Origin of the sequence: Streptomyces sp. NPDC057137, from assembly GCF_042670825.1 — a bacterium.
GTDB lineage: Bacteria > Actinomycetota > Actinomycetes > Streptomycetales > Streptomycetaceae > Streptomyces.
Genome location: NZ_JBHUUW010000083.1, coordinates 1 through 17,775 on the forward strand (window position 1 = coordinate 1; position 17,775 = coordinate 17,775).

Genomic DNA, 17,775 nt, shown 5'->3' on the forward strand with positions numbered 1-17,775 from the left:
GGGCCTGGAGTGAGGAAGCCCGACCGGAGCGGCGCATTTCCATGTGCCGGTCTCTCGGCCGTCTTTCGCCGGTCTCGCCGCCCTCACCCTCCGCCGACCCGGCCGTGCAGCAACAGCGAGAGCGCCGAGTGCACGTCGTCGAGCGACCGCTCCGGCTGGAACGCCTGCCAGTCCAGAGCCGCCACCAGCACCATCCCCACCAGCGCCGCGGCCGTCAGCGGAATGTCGATCTCCCGGCTCAGCTCGTCGCCGTCGATCCCCTCCTGGAGCACCTTCTCCACGACGGCGACGGCCTGCTGGCGCACCACCAGCAGCGTGGACTGCCACGCCCGGTTGGTCCGCCAGAGCTCGGCAACGTACAGCTGAGTGAAGGCCGGATAGCGGTCGATGAAGGCGAGCCCCGCCCGGATCATGGCGTCCAGTGCCTCGACGCTGGTCCCGTCGCGCTTCGCCGTCTCGTCGGCCGCGGCCTGGAGGGAGGCGGTCAGCAGTCCGACGCCGTGCCGCAGAAGCTCCTCGAACAGCTCGGTCTTGCTCTTGAAGTTGTAGTAGACCGTGCCTTTGGCGACTCCGGCGCGTTCGGCGATCTCGTCCACGGTCGTCGCCGAGAAGCCCTGTTCGGCGATGAGCGTCACCGCGGCCTCGTAGAGCTTCTGTCGGGTGGCCTGGCGGCGGGTGCTGCTCCTGTCCATGTGCCCGATTCTCACAGGTGTTGGGGTACGCGTCCGACTCACAGGCTCAATTCGGGATGGAGCCGGTCCACGGTCCACACCTGTCCGCGGCGCGCGGAGACGGCGGTCAGCGTCAGCGCGCCCGCGGTGAACGCCGCGAGTACGGCACAGCCCTGCCACACCGGCCCGAGCCCGCCGCCCGTGATGAGGACGCGCAGCGACTCCACCACGTAACTCATCGGCAGGAAGGGGTGGATGGCGTTGAAGAAGCCGGGGCTCGTCTGGACGGGGTACGTACCGCCCGCCGAGGTCAGCTGGAGCATCAGCACGGCGAGGACGAGGATCCGGCCCGCCGCGCCGAAGCGGGCGTTCAGCCACTGCACGATGGCGGCGAAGCAGCAGGTGACCAACGCCAGGAAGCCGACCGTGCCGACGGCGCGGGTCAGCTGGAGGCCGAGTCCCCAGTGCAGTACGGACATGAGCGCGCCGACCTGGAGCAGGCCGATGCCCACCACCGGGAGCCAGCCGGCGACGGCGATCCGCCACGCGGAGGCACCGGCGGCGAGGGCGCGCCGGTTGAGCGGCTGGATCAGCATGTACGCCACCATCGCGCCGACCCAGAGGGAGAGCGGGATGAAGTACGGGGCGAAACCGGTGCCGTAGTTGGGCGCCTCGTGGGTGGAACGGGAGGCGAGCCGGACGGGGTCGGCCATCACCTCCGTACGGAGGTCGCGGTCGTTCTTGCCGTAGTCCGGGATCCTGCCGACGCCGTCGTCCAGTCCGGCGGCCAGCTCGGAGGAGCCGTCGGCGAGCTTGAAGAGACCGCCGTCCAGGCTGGTCGCGCCCGCTCCGAGCTTCTCCACGCCGGCGTCCAGGTCGGTGGAGCCCTTCTTGGCGGTGGTGAGCCCGGTGTGCAGTTCGTCGGCGCCCTTGGCGACCTTCTTGGCGCCGGAGTTGAGCTGGTTGATCTTGGCCACGGCCGTCTTGAGGTCGTCGTCCAGATGAGGGGCCCGCTTCGCCAGCGCGTTCGCCTGCTCCTGGAGCTTCGCGAGCCGTCCGTCGAGCTTTGTCAGATCGCCGCTGTTGTCCTTGACGAGGGCGTTGACGTCGTCGGCCACCCGGGCCGCGTCCGCGGCCGCCGTCCTGGCCCGCTCCAGCGGCGGGCAGGCGGTCGGGTCGGGCTCGTCGGCCTCCTCGCAGCGTGTCCGGTAGATGTCCGACAGGTCGGTGGACGCCTCGTGGGCGGCGGTCGCCGCGAGGGGCGCGCCCTTCACCAGGGCGTCGAGGTTGCCGCGCATCGCCCCGGAGGAGTCGGCGACCAGGCGGGCCGTGTCGGCGATCGTCGCGCCGTTGTCCTTCAGATACGGACTCAGGCCCCCCGCCGCCCCGTTGACCTTGTCGGCGAGGGACTGTGTGCCGGCGGAGACCTGCCGCGAGCCTTTCTCCAGGTCTCCCGCGCCCTTGTCGAGCTTCTTGACGCCGCCCGCCAGTTCGCCGCTGCCCGCCTTGGCGTCCTTCAGACCGGCCGCGAGGTCCTTGGAGCCCTCCTTGGCCGTGCTGACGCCGCCCTTGAGCTTGTCGGCGCCCTTGGCGGCCTTCTCCGTCGCGTCGTGGATGCCGGAGAAGGAGATGAAGATCCGGTCGAGGAAGGAACGCGAGGCCTTGGTCGACGCCGCCGTCCGTACCTCGCCGAAGACGGTCCGGGAGATCTGGCCGACGATGTAGTTGTTGGCGTCGTTCGTACGGACCTGGAGCGCGGACGTCTCGGGCGTGTCACCGGAGCTGGAGGCGATCCGCCGGCTGAAGTCGGCGGGCATGGTCAGCGACAGGTAGTACGACCCGTCCGCCACGCCCTTGCGGGCCTCGGCGCCGCTCACCTCGTGCCAGTCGAAGACCTCGCTCTCCCGCAGGCCGCGGGTGATGTCGTCGCCGGCGGTCAGCTTCTCGCCGGACGCGGTGGCGCCCTTGTCCTCGTTGACCAGCGCGACGGGGATCCGGTCGAGCCTGCCGTACGGGTCCCAGAAGGACCACAGGTAGAGCGCGCCGTACAGCAGCGGCAGCAGGGTGATCGCGACGATCGCGGCGCGCGGCAGCCGCCCCCTGCCGAACCGCTTCAGCTCAAGCGCGGCCAGTCTCGGCGAGCGCATCGGCCGTCTCCTTCTCGGTCGTCGTGTCTTCTGTCGGGCCGGTCTTCGGGTGGGTCGCCCGGTCGGTCTGCCGAGGCGCGTCCGCCGGGCGGACGGTGGCGATGCCGGCGGGCGCCTGGCCGCAGACGGCGACGACGGTCGTGCCGTCGGCCGCGACGGACCTCAACAGGTCCCAGGCGGCGGCCCGTTCGGTGTCGGAGAGCTTGAGGTCGAGATCGTCGACGGCGAGCAGGCGTGGCCGGCCGATGAGCGCCAGGGCCACGGAGAGGCGCAGCGCCTCCAGCCGTTCCAGGTCGCGTACGGAGGTGCGTCCGCCCTTGGGCAGGTCCGCTAGGTCGAGTCCCGAGGCCGCCAGCGCGTCGTCCCTGCGGCTCCGCGCCTCGGCGGCGCGTGCGGCGCGGGGCCGCAGCAGGGCGCGGAGCGAGCCTCCCAAGGAGGTGTCGAACCTGCGCCGGAGCAGGGCCCGTTCACGCAGATGCTCGGCGACGGTCAGGGCCGGGTCGAGTTCGCTGACGCCCGCGACGGGGCCCAGCGCGCTGATACGGCGCACGGCGGCCATCGCGCGCGGCACCCGGAGACCGTCGACCTCCGCGAATCCGGCGGTGGGGCGCATCCGCCCGGTGAGCGCGAGCAGGAGGCAGGTGCGGCCGGTGCCGGACGCGCCCTCGACGGCGAGGATCCCGCCGGGGCGTACGTCGAGGCGGACATCCCGGAAGACCCAGCCCCGCGGCCCCTTCAGCCCGAACCCCTCGGCGACGACGGCGGCACCGTGTGGTCCCGCCGCCGCTTCCGCCGCCGCTTCCGCCGCCGGTTCCGCCGTCGCCACGTCGGTCGCCTCAGCGGCGGTCTCAGCGGTCGTCCCGGCTCTCATACGCCCTCCCCAGAGCTTTTGTACTGACTGGTCAGTGCAAAAGCTACTCCGAACGCGCGAACGAAGCAAAAGCGCAGGTCAGGACCGATTGTCAGTGGTGTGCCCCAAGATGGACACATACGGCCACAGAGCCGTCACAGAGACGACCAGGAGGTTCGTCATGGCCAGTTCCTACGCCGCAGCCGCACGCCGGCGAAGCACAGGCGGCCCTGCCCCCTCACTGACCGGCGCCACGACCGATGTCCACCCCGTCCAGAGGCGCGCGACCGCGCCGCCCGCCGCCCTCGATCTGCTCGCCCAGGCCCGCTCGGGACTGGACGAGGCCGCCACTCTCGAAGCACCCAACGAGCGCTATGCCACGGCCCATCTGGCGGCCCTGCGCACCGCGGCGGCGGTCCTCGCCGCCCGGGGCCGGCCCGAGCCCACGGCGGGCCCGCGCCGCAGGCGCATAAGGAGCGCCTGGGAAGTGCTGCCCGAGATCGTGCCCGAGCTGTCCGAGTGGAGCGCCCTGTTCGCCTCCGGAGCCACCCGCAGGGCGCGGGCCGAGGCCGGCATAGACGGCGCGGCGAGCAGCCGCGACGCCGACGACCTGCTGCGCGACGTGGCCATGTTCCTGCGCCTCGTGGAGCGGCTGCTCGTGCTCGAACCGGTACTGCCCCAGCCCCGGGCCGAACAGGCGGAGAAGGGCGGCGCCGCTGGGTGACGGGGACGGCCGACGGAGGCAATAGGCTGTGCGGAGCCTGCACCGTTCACGCCCCGCGACCAGGGGCGGCACCGCGCCGAGGAGTCAACTGCCGTGTCGGACCCTTCCCCTGCCTTCGGTGGAGAGACGCCGTCGCGCCCCCGTAGCTCCCTGCGTACCGCCGTGGTCTGGGAGGTGCTCAAGCGCGCCCTCGACACCCGCGCCGCCGCGGTGGGTACGGCGGGCCTGGACGTCCTCGACACCGGAGGCGGCACGGGCAACTTCGCCGTGCCCGTCGCCCGCCTGGGCCATCGGGTGACCGTCGTCGACCCGAGCCCCAACGCGCTGTTCGCGCTGGAGCGCCGGGCCGCCGAGGCGGGGGTCGCGGACCGGGTCAACGGCGTCCAGGGCGATATCCACGGCCTGTTCGACGTGGTGGAGCGCGGCGGTTACGACGCCGTGCTCTGCCACGGCGTCCTGGAGTACGTGGACGACCCGGCCGAGGGGGTCCGTAACGCCGTCGAGGCGCTGCGCCCCGCCGGTGCGCTCAGCCTGCTCGCGGCGGGCCTCGGCGGCGCCGTCCTCGCCAGGGCGCTCGCCGGGCACTTCACCGAGGCCCGGCAGGCGCTCACGGACCCGGCCGGCCGCTGGGGCGAAGGTGACCCGGTCCCCAGGCGGTTCACCGTCGAGCTGCTCACCGAACTGGTCGACAAGGCCGGTGTCGACGTGGGCGCGGTCCACGGCGTCCGGGTCTTCTCGGACCTGGTTCCGGGCGTTCTGGTGGACACTCAGCCGGGCGCTCTGGACGCCCTTCTGAAGCTGGAGGCGGCCGCCGCGGAACTGCCCTCCTTCCACTCCGTCGCGAGCCAGCTGCACCTCCTGGGCGAGAAGCGGGCCTGACAGTGAACGCCTCCGAGCACTGATCGCGGGGCTGATCAGCAACGCAGCTGCACATGGAGTGCGCCACAGGCCCCCCGGCAAAGCGTTCGGCGCCGTATGATCGGGGTACGCCTTCCGGCATGACGGGTCGACGGTTGGGGAATCAACGCCTCAACGGCCGAGTCGGCATGGCGGCCCGGATTGGCGAAATGGCGTAGAGGGCGGGTTTCACGGGGGCGATTCCCTGCCTATCCTGAAGGGGCCGCATACCGGTCGCCCCCCGCGACCGACGACTAGGAGGACTCCGTGCCGCTCTCGGAGCACGAGCAGCGAATGCTCGAGCAAATGGAGCGAGCGCTGTACGCCGAAGATCCCAAGTTCGCGACAGCGCTTGAGGGAAGCGGGCTGCGTACGTACACCCGGCGACGGGTCTACCAGGCGGTCGCTGGCTTTCTGGTGGGTATCGCGCTCCTCATGACCGGTATGGTCGCCAAGCAGATCTGGATCGGCGTGGTGGGTTTCCTCGTCATGCTGGGCTGCGCGGTTCTCGCGGTCACCGGCTGGCGCAAGGCCCCGAAACCGGGTGAGCAACAGGCATCCGGCGAGGCCACGGCCGACCGCCGACAACCACGGCAGCGCCGCTCGTTCATGAACCGGATCGAGCAGCGGTGGCAGCGTCGTCGTGACGAGCAGGGTCAGTAGTACGGCCCAGGTTCCCAATCTTGCAGTAGTGGTGCAACGGCCGTAAGACACGGCAGGTACGACTGAGGGGCGAACGCTTTCCGGCGTTCGCCCCTCACCCGTCTCCGCGTAAGGGCCCGTCCCGCGCCCCCACCCAGCCGCCCGACCCGCCCCGGGCCCCGGATCACACACGGACCCCGGACATACGACGGGGGCGGGGGTACGGGGCCGAAAGCCGCCCTCCTACCCCCGCCCCCGGCCCCTTACCGGCCCCGGTCGGCTCAGCTCCGCTGCCGGGACGGCCTGCGGAGCAGCGCCGCCCACCGGCGGTCCAGCTCCAGGCGGTGCACTCCCCAGCGGTCCGTGACGGCCGCCCAGCGCTCGGACAGCCCCCACATCACCCGAATGGACGAGCGCGGCAGGAGAAGCGCGCGCTGCCGCGTCCAGCGGCCCACCGCTTCGCCCAGGCCCACGCGTACCCGCCGGACGTCGTCGGCGAGACCCGTGACGGGCCGTGGCTCCGGCGCGTACAGCACCTGCTCCACCGCACGCGCCACCCGGTGCACGGCATCGGCGGCCTCGCCCTCCAGCCGCCCCAGCCGCACGATCCGAGCCGCTGTCCTACGCGGGGTCTGCGAATCGTCGGGACGGATGCCGTGGTCCCAGGCCGTGTCGACGATCTCCCGCCAGGCCCCCAGCACGCGCGCCGTGGCATCGGCGGCCGTACGGCCGCCGGAACCGAGACGCCGGGCCCGGATCCTGGTGCGCCACAGAAGTGGCAGGAGTGGCACCAGCAGCACGGCCAGGACGCCCAGCGTGATGCCGATGATCGTCCCGGCGGATGTCCCCGAGTCCGTCGGAGGCAGCGCCCCCGCCGGGGCGCTCGTGCCGCAGTCGCCGATCCTGGCGGCCTGGGGCGGGCAGCTCTCCGAGGCGGACGGCGACGAGTTCGGCGCGGAGGACGTGCTCGCCTCGGGCTGCGCCGGATCGCTCGCGTCGCCCGAGGGCGCCTCCGGAATCGTGTAGTCCGGTGCGCTGCCCCGGCTCGGCGTCGGCTCGAAGCGGGTCCAGCCGACACCCTCGAAGTACAGCTCGGGCCAGGCGTGCGCGTCACGCAGCCCGACGGACATCGTGCCGTCCGACTGCGGGGTGCCCGGTGTGAAGCCCACCGCCACCCGCGCCGGAATGCCCAGCGTGCGGGCCATCGCCGCCATGGAGAACGAGAAGTGGACGCAGAAGCCCTCCTTCTCCCTGAGGAAGCGGCTGATGGCCGTGACGCCCGTGCCGGACGCGACCTGCGTGTCGTACGTGAAGCCGCCGTCCACGGCGAACCAGTCCTGGAGCCTGACCGCCCTCTCGTAGTTGTTCGCCGCGCCGGCGGTCACCTCACGCGCGGTGGACGCCACCTCCGCCGGCAGATTGCCCGGCACCTTGGTGTACTCCCGCACCAGCGAGTCGGGGGGCGGCGGCGCCGCCGCGAGCTGCTCGCGCGTCGGCTCCACCAGCAGGCTGCTGACCTGGTACCGCGCGCCTTGCGTCGTCTCGCCCCGGTCGCCGACCAGGGTCCGGCCGCTCGGTTCGAAGCGCCAGCGGCCCTCGATGTCCACCTCCGACGCCGGATAGGGCATCGGCAGATAGTTCTGCCGGTACCAATCGGCGGCGGAGATACTCGTCCTGATCTCGGTGGTGCTGACGTCGCCGCTCAGACCGGGCGGGTCGGGGAGCCTGTCCGGCACGTCCTCGACGCTGCGCTGGGAGAACCGCCAGGACGTACCGTCGAAGTCGTCCAGCGCCATGATCCGCAGATACAGATTCTGGGTGTTCTCCGCGTTCGTCTGATACCGCAACGCCTCCCGGTCCTCGGGCTGGTTGAGGTTGTCCTGGAGCGACACCAGCGGATTGACGGCGGAGATCGTGCCACCGCCCAGGCCCGAACCAGCCCCGTTCCCCGTGCCGTTGAGCAGTCCGCCGTCCAACGACGGCAGCGCGGCGGGCACGACGAGCGCGATTCCCAGCGCCATCACACCGATACGGTGGCCCGTGCGGATCGGGGCCGTGGCCGCGCCCCCGGTGTCCATCCCGGCGGCCGTACGCCCCGGCGCGCGGGGAGCGCCGCCGAAGACCCGGCCCCACTGCGAGAGCCGGTCCCGGCCCTCGGCCAGCAGCAACAGCAGATAGCCGCCGGCCGCGAGCAGGAACCACAGCCAGGAGGCGCCGTCACCGGAGAGACCGGCGGCGACCGAGTACAGGGCCAGCAGCGGCAGCCCGGCCGGCGCCGCGCTGCGGAACGTCACGGCGAGCACGTCCACGGCGAGACCGATGACCAGCACCCCGCCGACCAGCATCAGCTTGATGCCGTCGCTCGCCGGCGCCGGGATCGCGTACCGCCCGACGTCCTCGCCGCCCGCGTTCAGCAGCTCGCCGAAGCGCAGGAAGACCTCCGGGCCGGGCAGCAGGCCGAACACGGCGTACTCCGAGGCGAACACCACCGTGAGCATCAGCAGCCCGACGACCGCCTGGAGCGCCACGGTCAGCGTCCTGGCCAGCGGAACCCGCCGGCCGAGCGCACCCACCCCGACCAGGACCGCCAGCATGAACGCCGCCTGGGCGAACCAGCCCTTGTCCTGAACCAGTGGCAGCAGCGCGCCCGCCGACGTCAGCGTGGCGGCGAACGCGCACAGCGCCAGCCTCGCGCGACCGCTCATGACCATCCTCCGGAGAAGCCTGCCGAGCCCTGTGTCGCACCCGTCTCGGTGCGCTGTTGTGCCGCCTGCTGCCACAGGTCGGGGAGCGCGACCCCGGCCGGCACCGCCAGGGCGGTCCAGCCGGACTCGCGCAGCTGCCGCAGCCGGTCCCGGACCCGCGCGGGCGGTTCGCCGTCGTCCTGGAGCCAGCCGGAGCTGTCCAGGACGAACGCCACCGCGGCGCCGCTGCGGTGCCGCATCCGGCCAGCCACCGCGGTCTGCTCCTCGTCGAGATCACCGAGGAAGGCGATCAGCAGCCCCTCGGTCCCGCCGCGCAGCACGTCGTACGCGCGGGACAGGCCCGCTCCGTCGGAGTGGTCGACGACGGCGAGCGTGTCCATCATCAGTCCGGCCGCGTCGGCGGACTCCTGTGTCGAGCCGGCGAACCCGTCGGCGCCCTCGCCGGGCACCGAACTCCCGGTGTCCGTCAACAGCCGTACGGCGAAGCCCCGTTCCAGCATGTGCACCAGCGCGGACGCCGCGCCCGACACCGCCCACTCGAAGGCCGAGTCGGGGCCGGCGCCCTGGTAGGCGAGCCGCCGGGTGTCGAGCAGCACCGTGCATCTGGCCCGCTGCGGCTGCTCCTCGCGACGCACCATCAGCTCGCCGTAGCGCGCCGTGGAGCGCCAGTGCACCCGGCGCAGGTCGTCGCCGTGCCGGTAGCCGCGCGGGATGACGTCGTCCTCGCCGGCCAGCGACAGCGAGCGCTGCCGCCCGTCGCCGTACCCGGCCGTCGCTCCCGCCAGCCGGACCGGTGGCAGCGGCTCGGTGCGCGGGATGACGGTCAGGGTGTCGTGGGCGCTGAAGGAGCGCGTCAGCTCGCACATCCCGAACGGGTCGCTCAGCCGCAGCTGGAGCGGCCCCAGCGGATAGCGCCCGCGCAGGTCCGACCGCACCCGGTAGGAGACCTCACGGCGCCCGCCCGCCTCCACCCGGTCCAGGACGAACCGGGGGCGCGGACCCAGCACGTACGGCACATGGTCCTGGAGCATCAGCAGACCGGTGGGCAGCCGCGACACGTTGTCCATCCGCAGATGGACACGGGACTCGGAGCCCGCGGGCACCCGGGACGGCGAGAGCCGCCTGCTGCCGGCGACCCGGTAGCGCGTGCGGTACAGCACGCCCACACAGACCAGCGGCAGGACGGCCAGGAGCATGCCCACCCGGAGCAGATCCGCCTGGCCGAGGACGTAGGCGCAGACCGCCGCCGCGACGCCGGCGGCGAAGAAGGACCGGCCGCGAGTGGTGAGACCGCCCAGCGCCGCCCGCAGCCCGCCCTTGTCCTCGGTGCCCGAGGGGGCGGCGCCGGGCTCCATCACAGCCGCCGGACGCCCGGCTGCTGCCGGTCGTAGAGCGGTGCGGCGGCCACGGGAGCCTGTCGGCCGCCGTCGGCCGTCGGCACCGGGATGCGCTGGAGGATCTCCTGCACCACCTGCTCGGCGGTCTGGCGGTTGAGCTGTGCCTGCGCGGTCGGCAGCAGCCGGTGCGCGAGCACCGCGACCGCCAGCGCCTGCACGTCGTCCGGCAGCGCGTACTCCCGGCCGCTCAGGGCGGCGGACGCCTTCGCCGCGCGCAGCAGATGCAGCGTCGCGCGCGGTGAGGCGCCCAGTCTGAGATCCGGGTGATTACGGGTGGCCCCGACCAGCTCCACCGCGTACCGCCGCACGGAGTCGGCCACATGGACCTTCCGGACGGCGTCGATCAGCTTCACGATGTCGTGCGCGTGGGCCACCGGCTGGAGGTCGTCCAGCGGCGAGATCCCGCCGTGCACGTCCAGCATCTCCAACTCGGCCTCCGCGCTGGGATAGCCGATGGAGACCCTGGCCATGAAACGGTCGCGCTGCGCCTCGGGCAGCGGATAGGTGCCCTCCATCTCGACCGGGTTCTGCGTCGCCACCACCATGAAGGGGCTGGGCAGTTCGTACGTCTGCCCGTCGATGGTGACCTGGCGCTCCTCCATCGATTCCAGCAGCGCCGACTGCGTCTTGGGCGAGGCGCGGTTGATCTCGTCGCCGATCACGATCTGCGCGAAGATCGCTCCGGGCTTGAATTCGAAGTCGCGCCGCTGCTGGTCGTAGATGGAGACCCCGGTGATGTCCGAGGGCAACAGGTCAGGCGTGAACTGGATACGCCGCACCGAGCAGTCGATGGAGCGTGCCAGCGTCTTCGCCAGCATCGTCTTGCCGACGCCGGGGACATCTTCGATGAGCAGATGTCCCTCGGCGAGCAGCACTGTCAGCGAAAGCCGTACGACCTCAGGCTTGCCCTCGATCACACCCTCCACCGATGCGCGGACACGCTCCGCTGTGGTGGTCAGATCTGTGAGGCTCGCTCGATCGTCATAGGTCGTCACCCGGCCCTCCTCGGCCCGTTCATACGGGCCGAGGCTCTTCTCACGGCCCGGCCCACCCCGAAATACGGACGCCGCGTCCGGAAGGTTCCGGAGCGCCGCGCTCACTCACGCATTCTTGTAGCCGTTACCGCTTCGTGTCACTCGCCTGTGGATAAGTGGGTGTGAATTGCCGGAGTTGCCGTGTTTCTGGTGCGGGTGGCGCGGTCAGTCCGTGGGGTCGATTTCCCGCAGAAGGCCGGTCGACACGTCGAAGACAAAACCTCGTACGTCGTCGGTGTGCAGGAGGAACGGTGATGTCCGCACCCGCTGCATCGACTGCCGTACATCCTGGTCCACGTCCCTGAAGGACTCCACGGCCCAGGCCGGACGCTGCCCGACCTCCATTTCCAGTTCGTGCCTGAACTCCTCGGTGATGGACTCCAGGCCACAGCCGGTGTGATGGATGAGTACGACACTGCGGGTCTTGAGCGCCCGCTGGCTGATGGTGAGTGAGCGTATGACGTCGTCGGTGACGACACCGCCCGCGTTGCGGATCGTATGACAGTCGCCGAGCTCCAGGCCCAGCGCGTCGTGCAGGTCGAGACGGGCGTCCATGCAGGCGACCACGGCGACGCGGAGCACGGGGCGGGCGTCCATGCCCGGGTCCTCGAAGCCACTGGCGTAACGCCGGTTGGCGTCCACGAGTCGATCGGTGACCGTGCCGTCGGTACGGGCCGCACCGGCGGGGGCCTGGGCGGACTCGGCGGGAAGGTGCGCGGAAGTCGACATACCTATAGACGGTAATGCTCACCGGCGCCGGGAGCCTGCTGTGCGACGGGACAAACATCGTCAACGAGGCTCGGTGTGAGGTAAGCCACACAGGTGAAGCCCGGCGGGGCGAACGGGTGATGAACGCCGTTTTCGATTGCGCGTGATCGTGTTGTCGCCCCGTCGGGATCTTCACAAGATCCTCGCCGGCGGTCCGCCCGCAGCGGGCCGGGCGACGCGCTGGCCGGTTGATTGACCGAGGGGACCTGTGGACTAAAGTGACGCGAAGTTCACGGACATCCCGAACACTTACCGGAACACTCCCCGAATTCCCCCCGCGTGTGCGGCGTACGTGCGGCTGGGGCGTGTTGTCAGAACACGCCCCAGGCCTCCTCACGCTCGGCGGTACGTACATCCACGCCGGACCTGAGAGGGCGCATGAGCGAGCGCAGCCAGCGAACCAGGCCGTGTCTGACCAAGAGCGCCGTCCGCCCGCACGGCGGGCCCCGCGAGGCCCGGGTATGACCGCCACCCGGCACGTCCCGGTGATGCTCGACCGGTGCCTCAAGCTGCTCGCCCCCGCCCTCGCCGAACCCGGCGCCGTCGTCGTCGACTGCACCCTCGGTCTCGGCGGCCACAGCGAGGCGCTGCTCAGCACCTTCCCCGCCGCGCGGCTGGTCGCGCTCGACCGGGACAAGGAGGCGCTACGGCTCTCCGGCGAGCGCCTGGCCCCGTTCGGCGACCGCGCCACCCTCGTGCACGCCGTCTACGACGAACTCCCCGACGTGCTCGACCGGCTGGGCATCCCGCACGTCCAGGGCGTGCTCTTCGACCTCGGCGTCTCGTCCATGCAACTCGACGAGGCGGAGCGGGGGTTCGCGTACGCCCAGGACGCACCCCTCGACATGCGCATGGACCAGTCGGCCGGGATGAGCGCGGCCGAGGTCCTCAACACCTACCCACCGGGCGAACTGGTGCGGATCCTGCGGGCGTACGGCGAGGAGAAGCAGGCCAAGCGCATCGTGTCGGCGGTCGTCAGGGAACGCGCCGTCGAGCCCTTCACCAACAGCGCCCGGCTGGTCGAACTCATCCGTGACGCGCTGCCGCAGGCCGCCAAGCGCACCGGCGGCAACCCCGCCAAGCGCACCTTCCAGGCCCTGCGCATCGAGGTCAACGGCGAGCTGTCCTCGGTGGAGGCGGCCGTCCCGGCCGCCGTGGCGTCCCTCGCCGTCGGCGGCCGTATCGCCGTACTCGCCTACCACTCCCTCGAAGACCGCCTGGTCAAGCAGGTCTTCGCGGCCGGCGCCGCCAACACCGCGCCGCCCGGCCTGCCCGTCGTGCCCGAGCGCTACCAGCCGAGGCTCAAACTCCTGACGCGCGGCGCCGAACTGCCCACCGAGGAAGAGGTCGCCGAGAACCGCCGGGCCGCCCCCGCCCGGCTGCGCGGCGCGGAGCGGATCCGGGAGGACGTGCGGTGAGCGGACCGGCCAGGCAGCTGAGGGGGCGCGCCGCACGGCTCGCCCGGCTGCTGCCGACGACCGGGCCGAGCACCGCGGCGCGTACGCCCTTCGTCCTGCTGGTCGTTCTCCTCCTCGGCGGCGGGCTGATCACGCTGCTCCTGCTGAACTCCTCGCTCAACACGGGGTCGTTCAGGCTGAGCGAGCTCAGGAAGCAGACCACCGACCTGACCGACGAGCAGCAGGCGCTCCAGCGGGACGTGGACAACCTCTCGGCGCCCGACGCGCTCCAGCGCCGCGCGCGGCAGCTCGGCATGGTGCCCGGCGGCAGCCCCGCCTTCCTGGCCCCGGACGGCCGGATCAGCGGCGTCCCCTCCGAGGCCGACGCGCTCCCGTACACCGCGCCGTCCGCCATGGAAGCCGTCCCGCCCGTCGCCCCGAGCCTGCCCGCCTCGCTCGCACCGTCCGTGACACCGTCGGCGTCGACCACAGGCGCGCCGACGGCCCCGTCCTCCTCAGGAGGGCCCACGTCCGGCGCCCCGTCGAGCACCCCGTCCGCCCCGGCGGGCTCGCGCGGCGCGCCCTCCACCGCGCCCAGGCCCGGACCGACGTCCGGCACACCCACCCCGACGACCTCCGGCAGGTGACGCAGTGCCCCCCGAGCAACCACCGCGCCGCCGGGTCCCCGGCCCCGCGCGCTCCGGGAGCGGCGGGCGCCCCCGGCCCGCCTCTCGTAACGCCGAGCGGTCCGCGGACCGTTCCTCGCAGCGCCCCGCGCCCCGGCCCTCCGGTCGCCCGCGCCGCCCCGACCAGGGCCGCCCGCGCCCCGGCGGCGCCCGCCCCCCGCACCGCATCCGGCTCGGCAACCACCGCCCCCGGCTCCGCCTGGTCAGCCTCGGACTGACGCTCGTCATGCTGGTCTTCGTCGTCCGGCTGCTCCAGGTCCAGGCGGTCGACGCGAGCGCGTACACCGCCAAGGCGGAGAAGAACCGCTTCACGAGCGTCACGCTGGCCGCCGAGCGCGGCGACATCACCGACCGCGCCGGTGTCGCCCTCGCCACCAGCGTCGACGCGCACGACATCACGGCCGACCCGAAGATGTTCACCCCCGAGGACAGCAACGTCCCCGACGCCCCCGAGCAGGCCGCCGCGCTCCTCGCCCCGATCCTCGACAAGGACCCCGAGACGCTCGCCAAGCAGCTCTCGGCCCCCAAGTCCCGCTTCACGGTGCTCGCCCACCGCCGGACCCCCCAGGTCTGGAACCAGATCAGCGACCTCAAGTCCGTCCTCGCCGAGAAGGCCGAGAAGGCGCGCACCGCCAAGGGCGGCAAGGGCGACGAAGCACCCGCCAGCGTCCTCGCCGGGGTCTTCCAGGAGCCCAGCAGCAAGCGCGTGTACCCCAACGGGGACCTCGCGGCCGGGATACTGGGCTACGTCAACGCCGCCGGCCACGGAGGCGGCGGCGTGGAGTCCATGCTCGACAAGAAGCTGTCCGGCCAGGACGGCGAGATCACCTACGCCCACTCCGGCGGCCGTCGCGTCCCCACGGCGGGCTCCAAGGAGACCCCCGCCGTCCCCGGCACGGACATCGAGCTGACCATCGACCGGGACATCCAGTGGGCCGCCCAGCGGGCCATCTCCGACCAGGTCACCGAGTCCAAGGCCGACCGCGGCTACGTGATAGTGCAGAACACCCGGACGGGCGAGGTGCTCGCCATGGCCAACGCCCCCGGCTTCGACCCCAACGACCTCTCGCAGGCCGACGGCACCAGCATGGGCAACGCCGCGCTCCAGGACGCGTTCGAACCGGGCTCCACCAGCAAGGTCATGTCCATGGCCGCCGTCCTGGAGGAGCAGGCCGCCGTCCCCGGCACCCATGTCACCGTGCCCAACCGGCTGCACCGCGGCGACCGCCTCTTCAAGGACGACATCGACCACCCCACCTGGTATCTGACGCTCAACGGGGTACTCGCCAAGTCCAGCAACATCGGCACCATCCTGGCGACCGGACAGCTCGGCAAGACACAGCCCCAGGCCAACCAGGTCCTCCACTCCTACCTGCGTAAATTCGGCATCGGCAGCCCCACGGGCCTCGACTATCCCGGCGAGACCCAGGGCATCCTGGCCGATCCGAAGGACTGGTCGACCTCGCAGCAGTACACGATCCCCTTCGGCCAGGGACTGTCGGTCAACGCCATGCAGGCGGCGTCGGTCTACTCGACCATCGCCAACGGAGGCGTACGGATCGAACCCACCCTGATCCGCGGCACCCAGGGCCCCGACGGCCGCTTCACCCCCGCGACCGCCCCGAAGAAGACGCGCGTCGTCAGCGAGAAGACGGCGAAAACGCTCTCGACCATGCTCGAATCGGTCGTCGGCGACGAGGCGGGCACCGGCACCAAGGCCCGGATCCCCGGCTACCGCGTCGCAGGCAAGACGGGAACGGCCAACCGAGTCGATCCCGAGACCGGCCGCTACAAGGGCTACACCGCGTCCTTCGCGGGCTTCGCGCCCGCCGACGACCCGCAGATCACCGTCTACTGCGCCATCCAGAACCCGACCAAGGGCAGCTACTTCGGCGGCCAGATCTGCGGCCCCATCTACAAGGAGGTCATGGAGTTCGCTCTCAAGAGCCTCCAGGTCCCACCGACCGGCAAGAAGTCCGATCCGCTGCCGGTCGAGTTCAAGCCCGGCGAGTGACCCAGGGAACGCCCCAGTGACAACGATCACCCCCGACTCGGGGAACCACGACGGCCCGTCCGTCACCCCACCAGACGGCTCCGGCACCGGGCGCCCCTCACTTGGCCCGCGGCCCGGTGAGCCCGGTACGCTCACCGCCGTGCCCCACGCAGATCAGTACCGAACCGCCACAAAGGACGCGCCCGTGAACCATCCCGGAGCGCCCCGCCCGAACCAGGTCGTGCCGACCTCACTCGTGGACCTGGCCGCCCGGCTGGGTGCCGAGGCCCCGGCCGACGGGGCGGCGACCGGCATCACCCACGACTCGCGAGCGGTACGCGCCGGGGACGTGTACGCCGCCCTGCCCGGCGCCCGCTTCCACGGCGCCGACTTCGCCGCCCAGGCCGCCGACCTCGGCGCGGCGGCGATCCTGACCGACCCGGCGGGCGCCGAACGCGCCGCCGCGACCGGTCTGCCGGTGCTGGTCACCCCCGACCCACGGGGCAGCATGGGTGAACTGGCCGCCCAGATCTACGGCCACCCCGGCGCCGGCCTGCTCCAGATCGGCATCACCGGCACGTCCGGCAAGACCACCACGGCGTACCTCGTCGAGGGCGGACTGCGCGGCGCCGGACACCACACCGGGCTCATCGGCACCGTCGAGATGCGCATCGGCGACGAGCGCATCAAGTCCGAGCGCACCACCCCCGAGGCCACCGACCTGCAGGCGCTCCTCGCCGTCATGCGCGAGCGCGGCGTCGACTCCGTCGCGATGGAGGTTTCCAGCCATGCGCTGGTGCTCGGCCGGGTCGACGGCTGTGTCTTCGACATCGCCGTCTTCAACAACCTCAGCCCGGAGCACATGGAGTTCCACTCCGGCATGGAGGACTACTTCCAGGCCAAGGCGCGGCTGTTCACCCCCGAGCGCAGCCGGGTCGGCGTCGTCAACTTCGACGACGAGTACGGCCGCCGGCTCGTCGACGAGGCGGGCGTGCCCGTCACGACCTTCTCCGCCGAGGGCCACCCCGACGCCGACTGGCGTGCCGAGAACGTCGAGGTCGGCTCGCACGGCAGCACCTTCACCGTCGTCAGCCCCAAGGGTGAGCGGATCCGCGCGGAGGCCCCGCTGCCGGGCCCCTTCAACGTCGCGAACACCCTGGCCGCCGTCGTCACCCTCGCCGTGGCCGGAATCGACCCCCAGGTCGCCGCCGACGGCATCGCGTCCGTCCCCGGTGTCCCCGGCCGGCTGGAGCGCGTCGACGTCGGCCAGCCGTACCTCGCCGTCGTCGACTACGCGCACAAGACGGACGCCGTCGAATCGGTCCTGCGCTCCCTGCGCAAGGTCACCAAGGGGAAGGTGCATGTCGTCCTGGGCTGCGGCGGCGACCGCGACCAGTCCAAGCGCCCCTCGATGGGCGCGGCGGCCGCCCGGCTCGCCGACACCGCCGTACTGACCTCGGACAACCCGCGCTCGGAGGACCCGCTCGCGATCCTCGCCGCGATGCTCGCGGGCGCCGCCGAGGTGCCCATCCACGAGCGCGGCGACGTCCTGGTCGACGCCGACCGCGCGGCGGCCATCGCCTCCGTGGTCTCCCGCGCGGGCGAGGGCGACACCGTCCTGATCGCCGGCAAGGGCCACGAACAGGGCCAGGACATCGCCGGGGTGGTACGCGCCTTCGACGACCGTCAGGTGCTGCGCGAGGCCATCGAGCGCTCCTGTCGCCGCGAGACCGAGGGCACCGGCTCGACCGAGAGCCCCGGTCAGGGATGAGGGGACCGTCCGGCGACCGGATGACGGAGGCGGGGGCCGCGGGCCGCCGCCCGGCCTCCCCGTCGCCGGTCGCCCCGTCGGCTCCCCGCCCAC

Annotated in this window: 14 protein-coding genes; 7 read left to right on the forward strand and 7 right to left on the reverse strand. The window is 72.1% G+C overall.

What is annotated here, in order from left to right; all coding sequences use genetic code 11:
* Window positions 1–83: 83 nt before the first annotated feature.
* The 3 genes from ACFT9I_RS36005 to ACFT9I_RS36015 are packed head-to-tail and all read right to left on the reverse strand — an operon-like array spanning window position 84 to window position 3,689.
* Window positions 84–692, reverse strand: coding sequence for a TetR/AcrR family transcriptional regulator (locus ACFT9I_RS36005; protein ID WP_382571527.1), 609 nt, complete (start codon window positions 690–692; stop codon window positions 84–86).
* Between the two features lie 38 nt (window positions 693–730).
* Window positions 731–2,818: a YhgE/Pip family protein gene (locus tag ACFT9I_RS36010; protein ID WP_382571529.1), complete on the reverse strand. Its 2,088-nt coding sequence runs from the start codon at window positions 2,816–2,818 to the stop codon at window positions 731–733.
* Window positions 2,790–3,689 (reverse strand): ATP-binding cassette domain-containing protein, encoded by a 900-nt coding sequence (locus ACFT9I_RS36015; protein WP_382571530.1) that lies wholly within the window; start codon window positions 3,687–3,689, stop codon window positions 2,790–2,792. The genes ACFT9I_RS36010 and ACFT9I_RS36015 overlap by 29 nt, the downstream gene beginning before the upstream one ends.
* A gap of 160 nt (window positions 3,690–3,849) precedes the next feature.
* On the opposite strand from ACFT9I_RS36015, the gene ACFT9I_RS36020 reads away from it, so the two are divergent.
* The 3 genes from ACFT9I_RS36020 (at window position 3,850) to ACFT9I_RS36030 (ending at window position 5,952) form a co-directional block, all read left to right on the forward strand.
* The gene (locus tag ACFT9I_RS36020) at window positions 3,850–4,392 is read left to right on the forward strand and encodes an SAV_6107 family HEPN domain-containing protein (RefSeq protein WP_382571531.1); all 543 of its coding nucleotides are present in this window, start codon (window positions 3,850–3,852) and stop codon (window positions 4,390–4,392) included.
* A 93-nt stretch (window positions 4,393–4,485) separates the two neighbouring features.
* Window positions 4,486–5,271, forward strand: coding sequence for a methyltransferase (locus ACFT9I_RS36025; protein WP_382571533.1), 786 nt, complete (start codon window positions 4,486–4,488; stop codon window positions 5,269–5,271).
* A 285-nt stretch (window positions 5,272–5,556) separates the two neighbouring features.
* Window positions 5,557–5,952: a DUF3040 domain-containing protein gene (locus ACFT9I_RS36030; RefSeq protein ID WP_354607508.1), complete on the forward strand. Its 396-nt coding sequence runs from the start codon at window positions 5,557–5,559 to the stop codon at window positions 5,950–5,952.
* A 260-nt stretch (window positions 5,953–6,212) separates the two neighbouring features.
* Here ACFT9I_RS36030 and ACFT9I_RS36035 read toward each other — a convergent pair whose 3' ends face one another.
* The 4 genes from ACFT9I_RS36035 to ACFT9I_RS36050 all read right to left on the reverse strand — a co-directional run bounded on the left by ACFT9I_RS36035 (window position 6,213) and on the right by ACFT9I_RS36050 (window position 11,796).
* Window positions 6,213–8,636, reverse strand: a complete 2,424-nt coding sequence (locus ACFT9I_RS36035; protein ID WP_382571534.1) for a DUF3488 and DUF4129 domain-containing transglutaminase family protein — start codon at window positions 8,634–8,636, stop codon at window positions 6,213–6,215.
* The gene (locus tag ACFT9I_RS36040; RefSeq protein ID WP_382571535.1) at window positions 8,633–9,991 is read right to left on the reverse strand and encodes a DUF58 domain-containing protein; all 1,359 of its coding nucleotides are present in this window, start codon (window positions 9,989–9,991) and stop codon (window positions 8,633–8,635) included. Before ACFT9I_RS36040 ends, ACFT9I_RS36035 begins: the two co-directional genes overlap by 4 nt.
* On the reverse strand, window positions 9,991–11,028 hold the full coding sequence (locus tag ACFT9I_RS36045; RefSeq protein ID WP_382571537.1) for an AAA family ATPase: 1,038 nt from the start codon (window positions 11,026–11,028) through the stop codon (window positions 9,991–9,993). Before ACFT9I_RS36045 ends, ACFT9I_RS36040 begins: the two co-directional genes overlap by 1 nt.
* Window positions 11,029–11,232: 204 nt before the next feature.
* On the reverse strand, window positions 11,233–11,796 hold the full coding sequence (locus tag ACFT9I_RS36050; RefSeq protein ID WP_382571539.1) for a beta-class carbonic anhydrase: 564 nt from the start codon (window positions 11,794–11,796) through the stop codon (window positions 11,233–11,235).
* A gap of 500 nt (window positions 11,797–12,296) precedes the next feature.
* On the opposite strand from ACFT9I_RS36050, the gene rsmH reads away from it, so the two are divergent.
* Genes rsmH through ACFT9I_RS36070 form a run of 4 tightly spaced genes read left to right on the forward strand, consistent with a single transcriptional unit; the run spans window position 12,297 to window position 17,682 of the window.
* Window positions 12,297–13,253, forward strand: coding sequence for a 16S rRNA (cytosine(1402)-N(4))-methyltransferase RsmH (gene rsmH / locus ACFT9I_RS36055; RefSeq protein ID WP_382571541.1), 957 nt, complete (start codon window positions 12,297–12,299; stop codon window positions 13,251–13,253).
* Complete coding sequence (locus ACFT9I_RS36060) at window positions 13,250–13,879, forward strand: septum formation initiator (protein WP_382571542.1); 630 nt, start codon at window positions 13,250–13,252, stop codon at window positions 13,877–13,879. Before rsmH ends, ACFT9I_RS36060 begins: the two co-directional genes overlap by 4 nt.
* A 4-nt stretch (window positions 13,880–13,883) precedes the next feature.
* Window positions 13,884–15,932: a peptidoglycan D,D-transpeptidase FtsI family protein gene (locus ACFT9I_RS36065; RefSeq protein WP_382571544.1), complete on the forward strand. Its 2,049-nt coding sequence runs from the start codon at window positions 13,884–13,886 to the stop codon at window positions 15,930–15,932.
* Between the two features lie 16 nt (window positions 15,933–15,948).
* Window positions 15,949–17,682, forward strand: coding sequence for a UDP-N-acetylmuramoyl-L-alanyl-D-glutamate--2,6-diaminopimelate ligase (locus tag ACFT9I_RS36070; RefSeq protein ID WP_382571545.1), 1,734 nt, complete (start codon window positions 15,949–15,951; stop codon window positions 17,680–17,682).
* Window positions 17,683–17,775: the final 93 nt, after the last annotated feature.

Excerpts from the sequence above, each read along its gene's own strand:
- ACFT9I_RS36005 (WP_382571527.1), bottom strand. The coding sequence starts at position 692 with ATGGACAGGAGCAGCACCCGCCGCCAGGCCACCCGACAGAAGCTCTAC.
- ACFT9I_RS36035 (WP_382571534.1), bottom strand. The coding sequence starts at position 8,636 with ATGAGCGGTCGCGCGAGGCTGGCGCTGTGCGCGTTCGCCGCCACGCTG.
- ACFT9I_RS36050 (WP_382571539.1), bottom strand. The coding sequence starts at position 11,796 with ATGTCGACTTCCGCGCACCTTCCCGCCGAGTCCGCCCAGGCCCCCGCC.
- ACFT9I_RS36040 (WP_382571535.1), bottom strand. The coding sequence starts at position 9,991 with ATGGAGCCCGGCGCCGCCCCCTCGGGCACCGAGGACAAGGGCGGGCTG.
- ACFT9I_RS36020 (WP_382571531.1), top strand. The coding sequence starts at position 3,850 with ATGGCCAGTTCCTACGCCGCAGCCGCACGCCGGCGAAGCACAGGCGGC.
- rsmH (WP_382571541.1), top strand. The coding sequence starts at position 12,297 with ATGACCGCCACCCGGCACGTCCCGGTGATGCTCGACCGGTGCCTCAAG.
- ACFT9I_RS36010 (WP_382571529.1), bottom strand. The coding sequence starts at position 2,818 with ATGCGCTCGCCGAGACTGGCCGCGCTTGAGCTGAAGCGGTTCGGCAGG.
- ACFT9I_RS36015 (WP_382571530.1), bottom strand. The coding sequence starts at position 3,689 with ATGAGAGCCGGGACGACCGCTGAGACCGCCGCTGAGGCGACCGACGTG.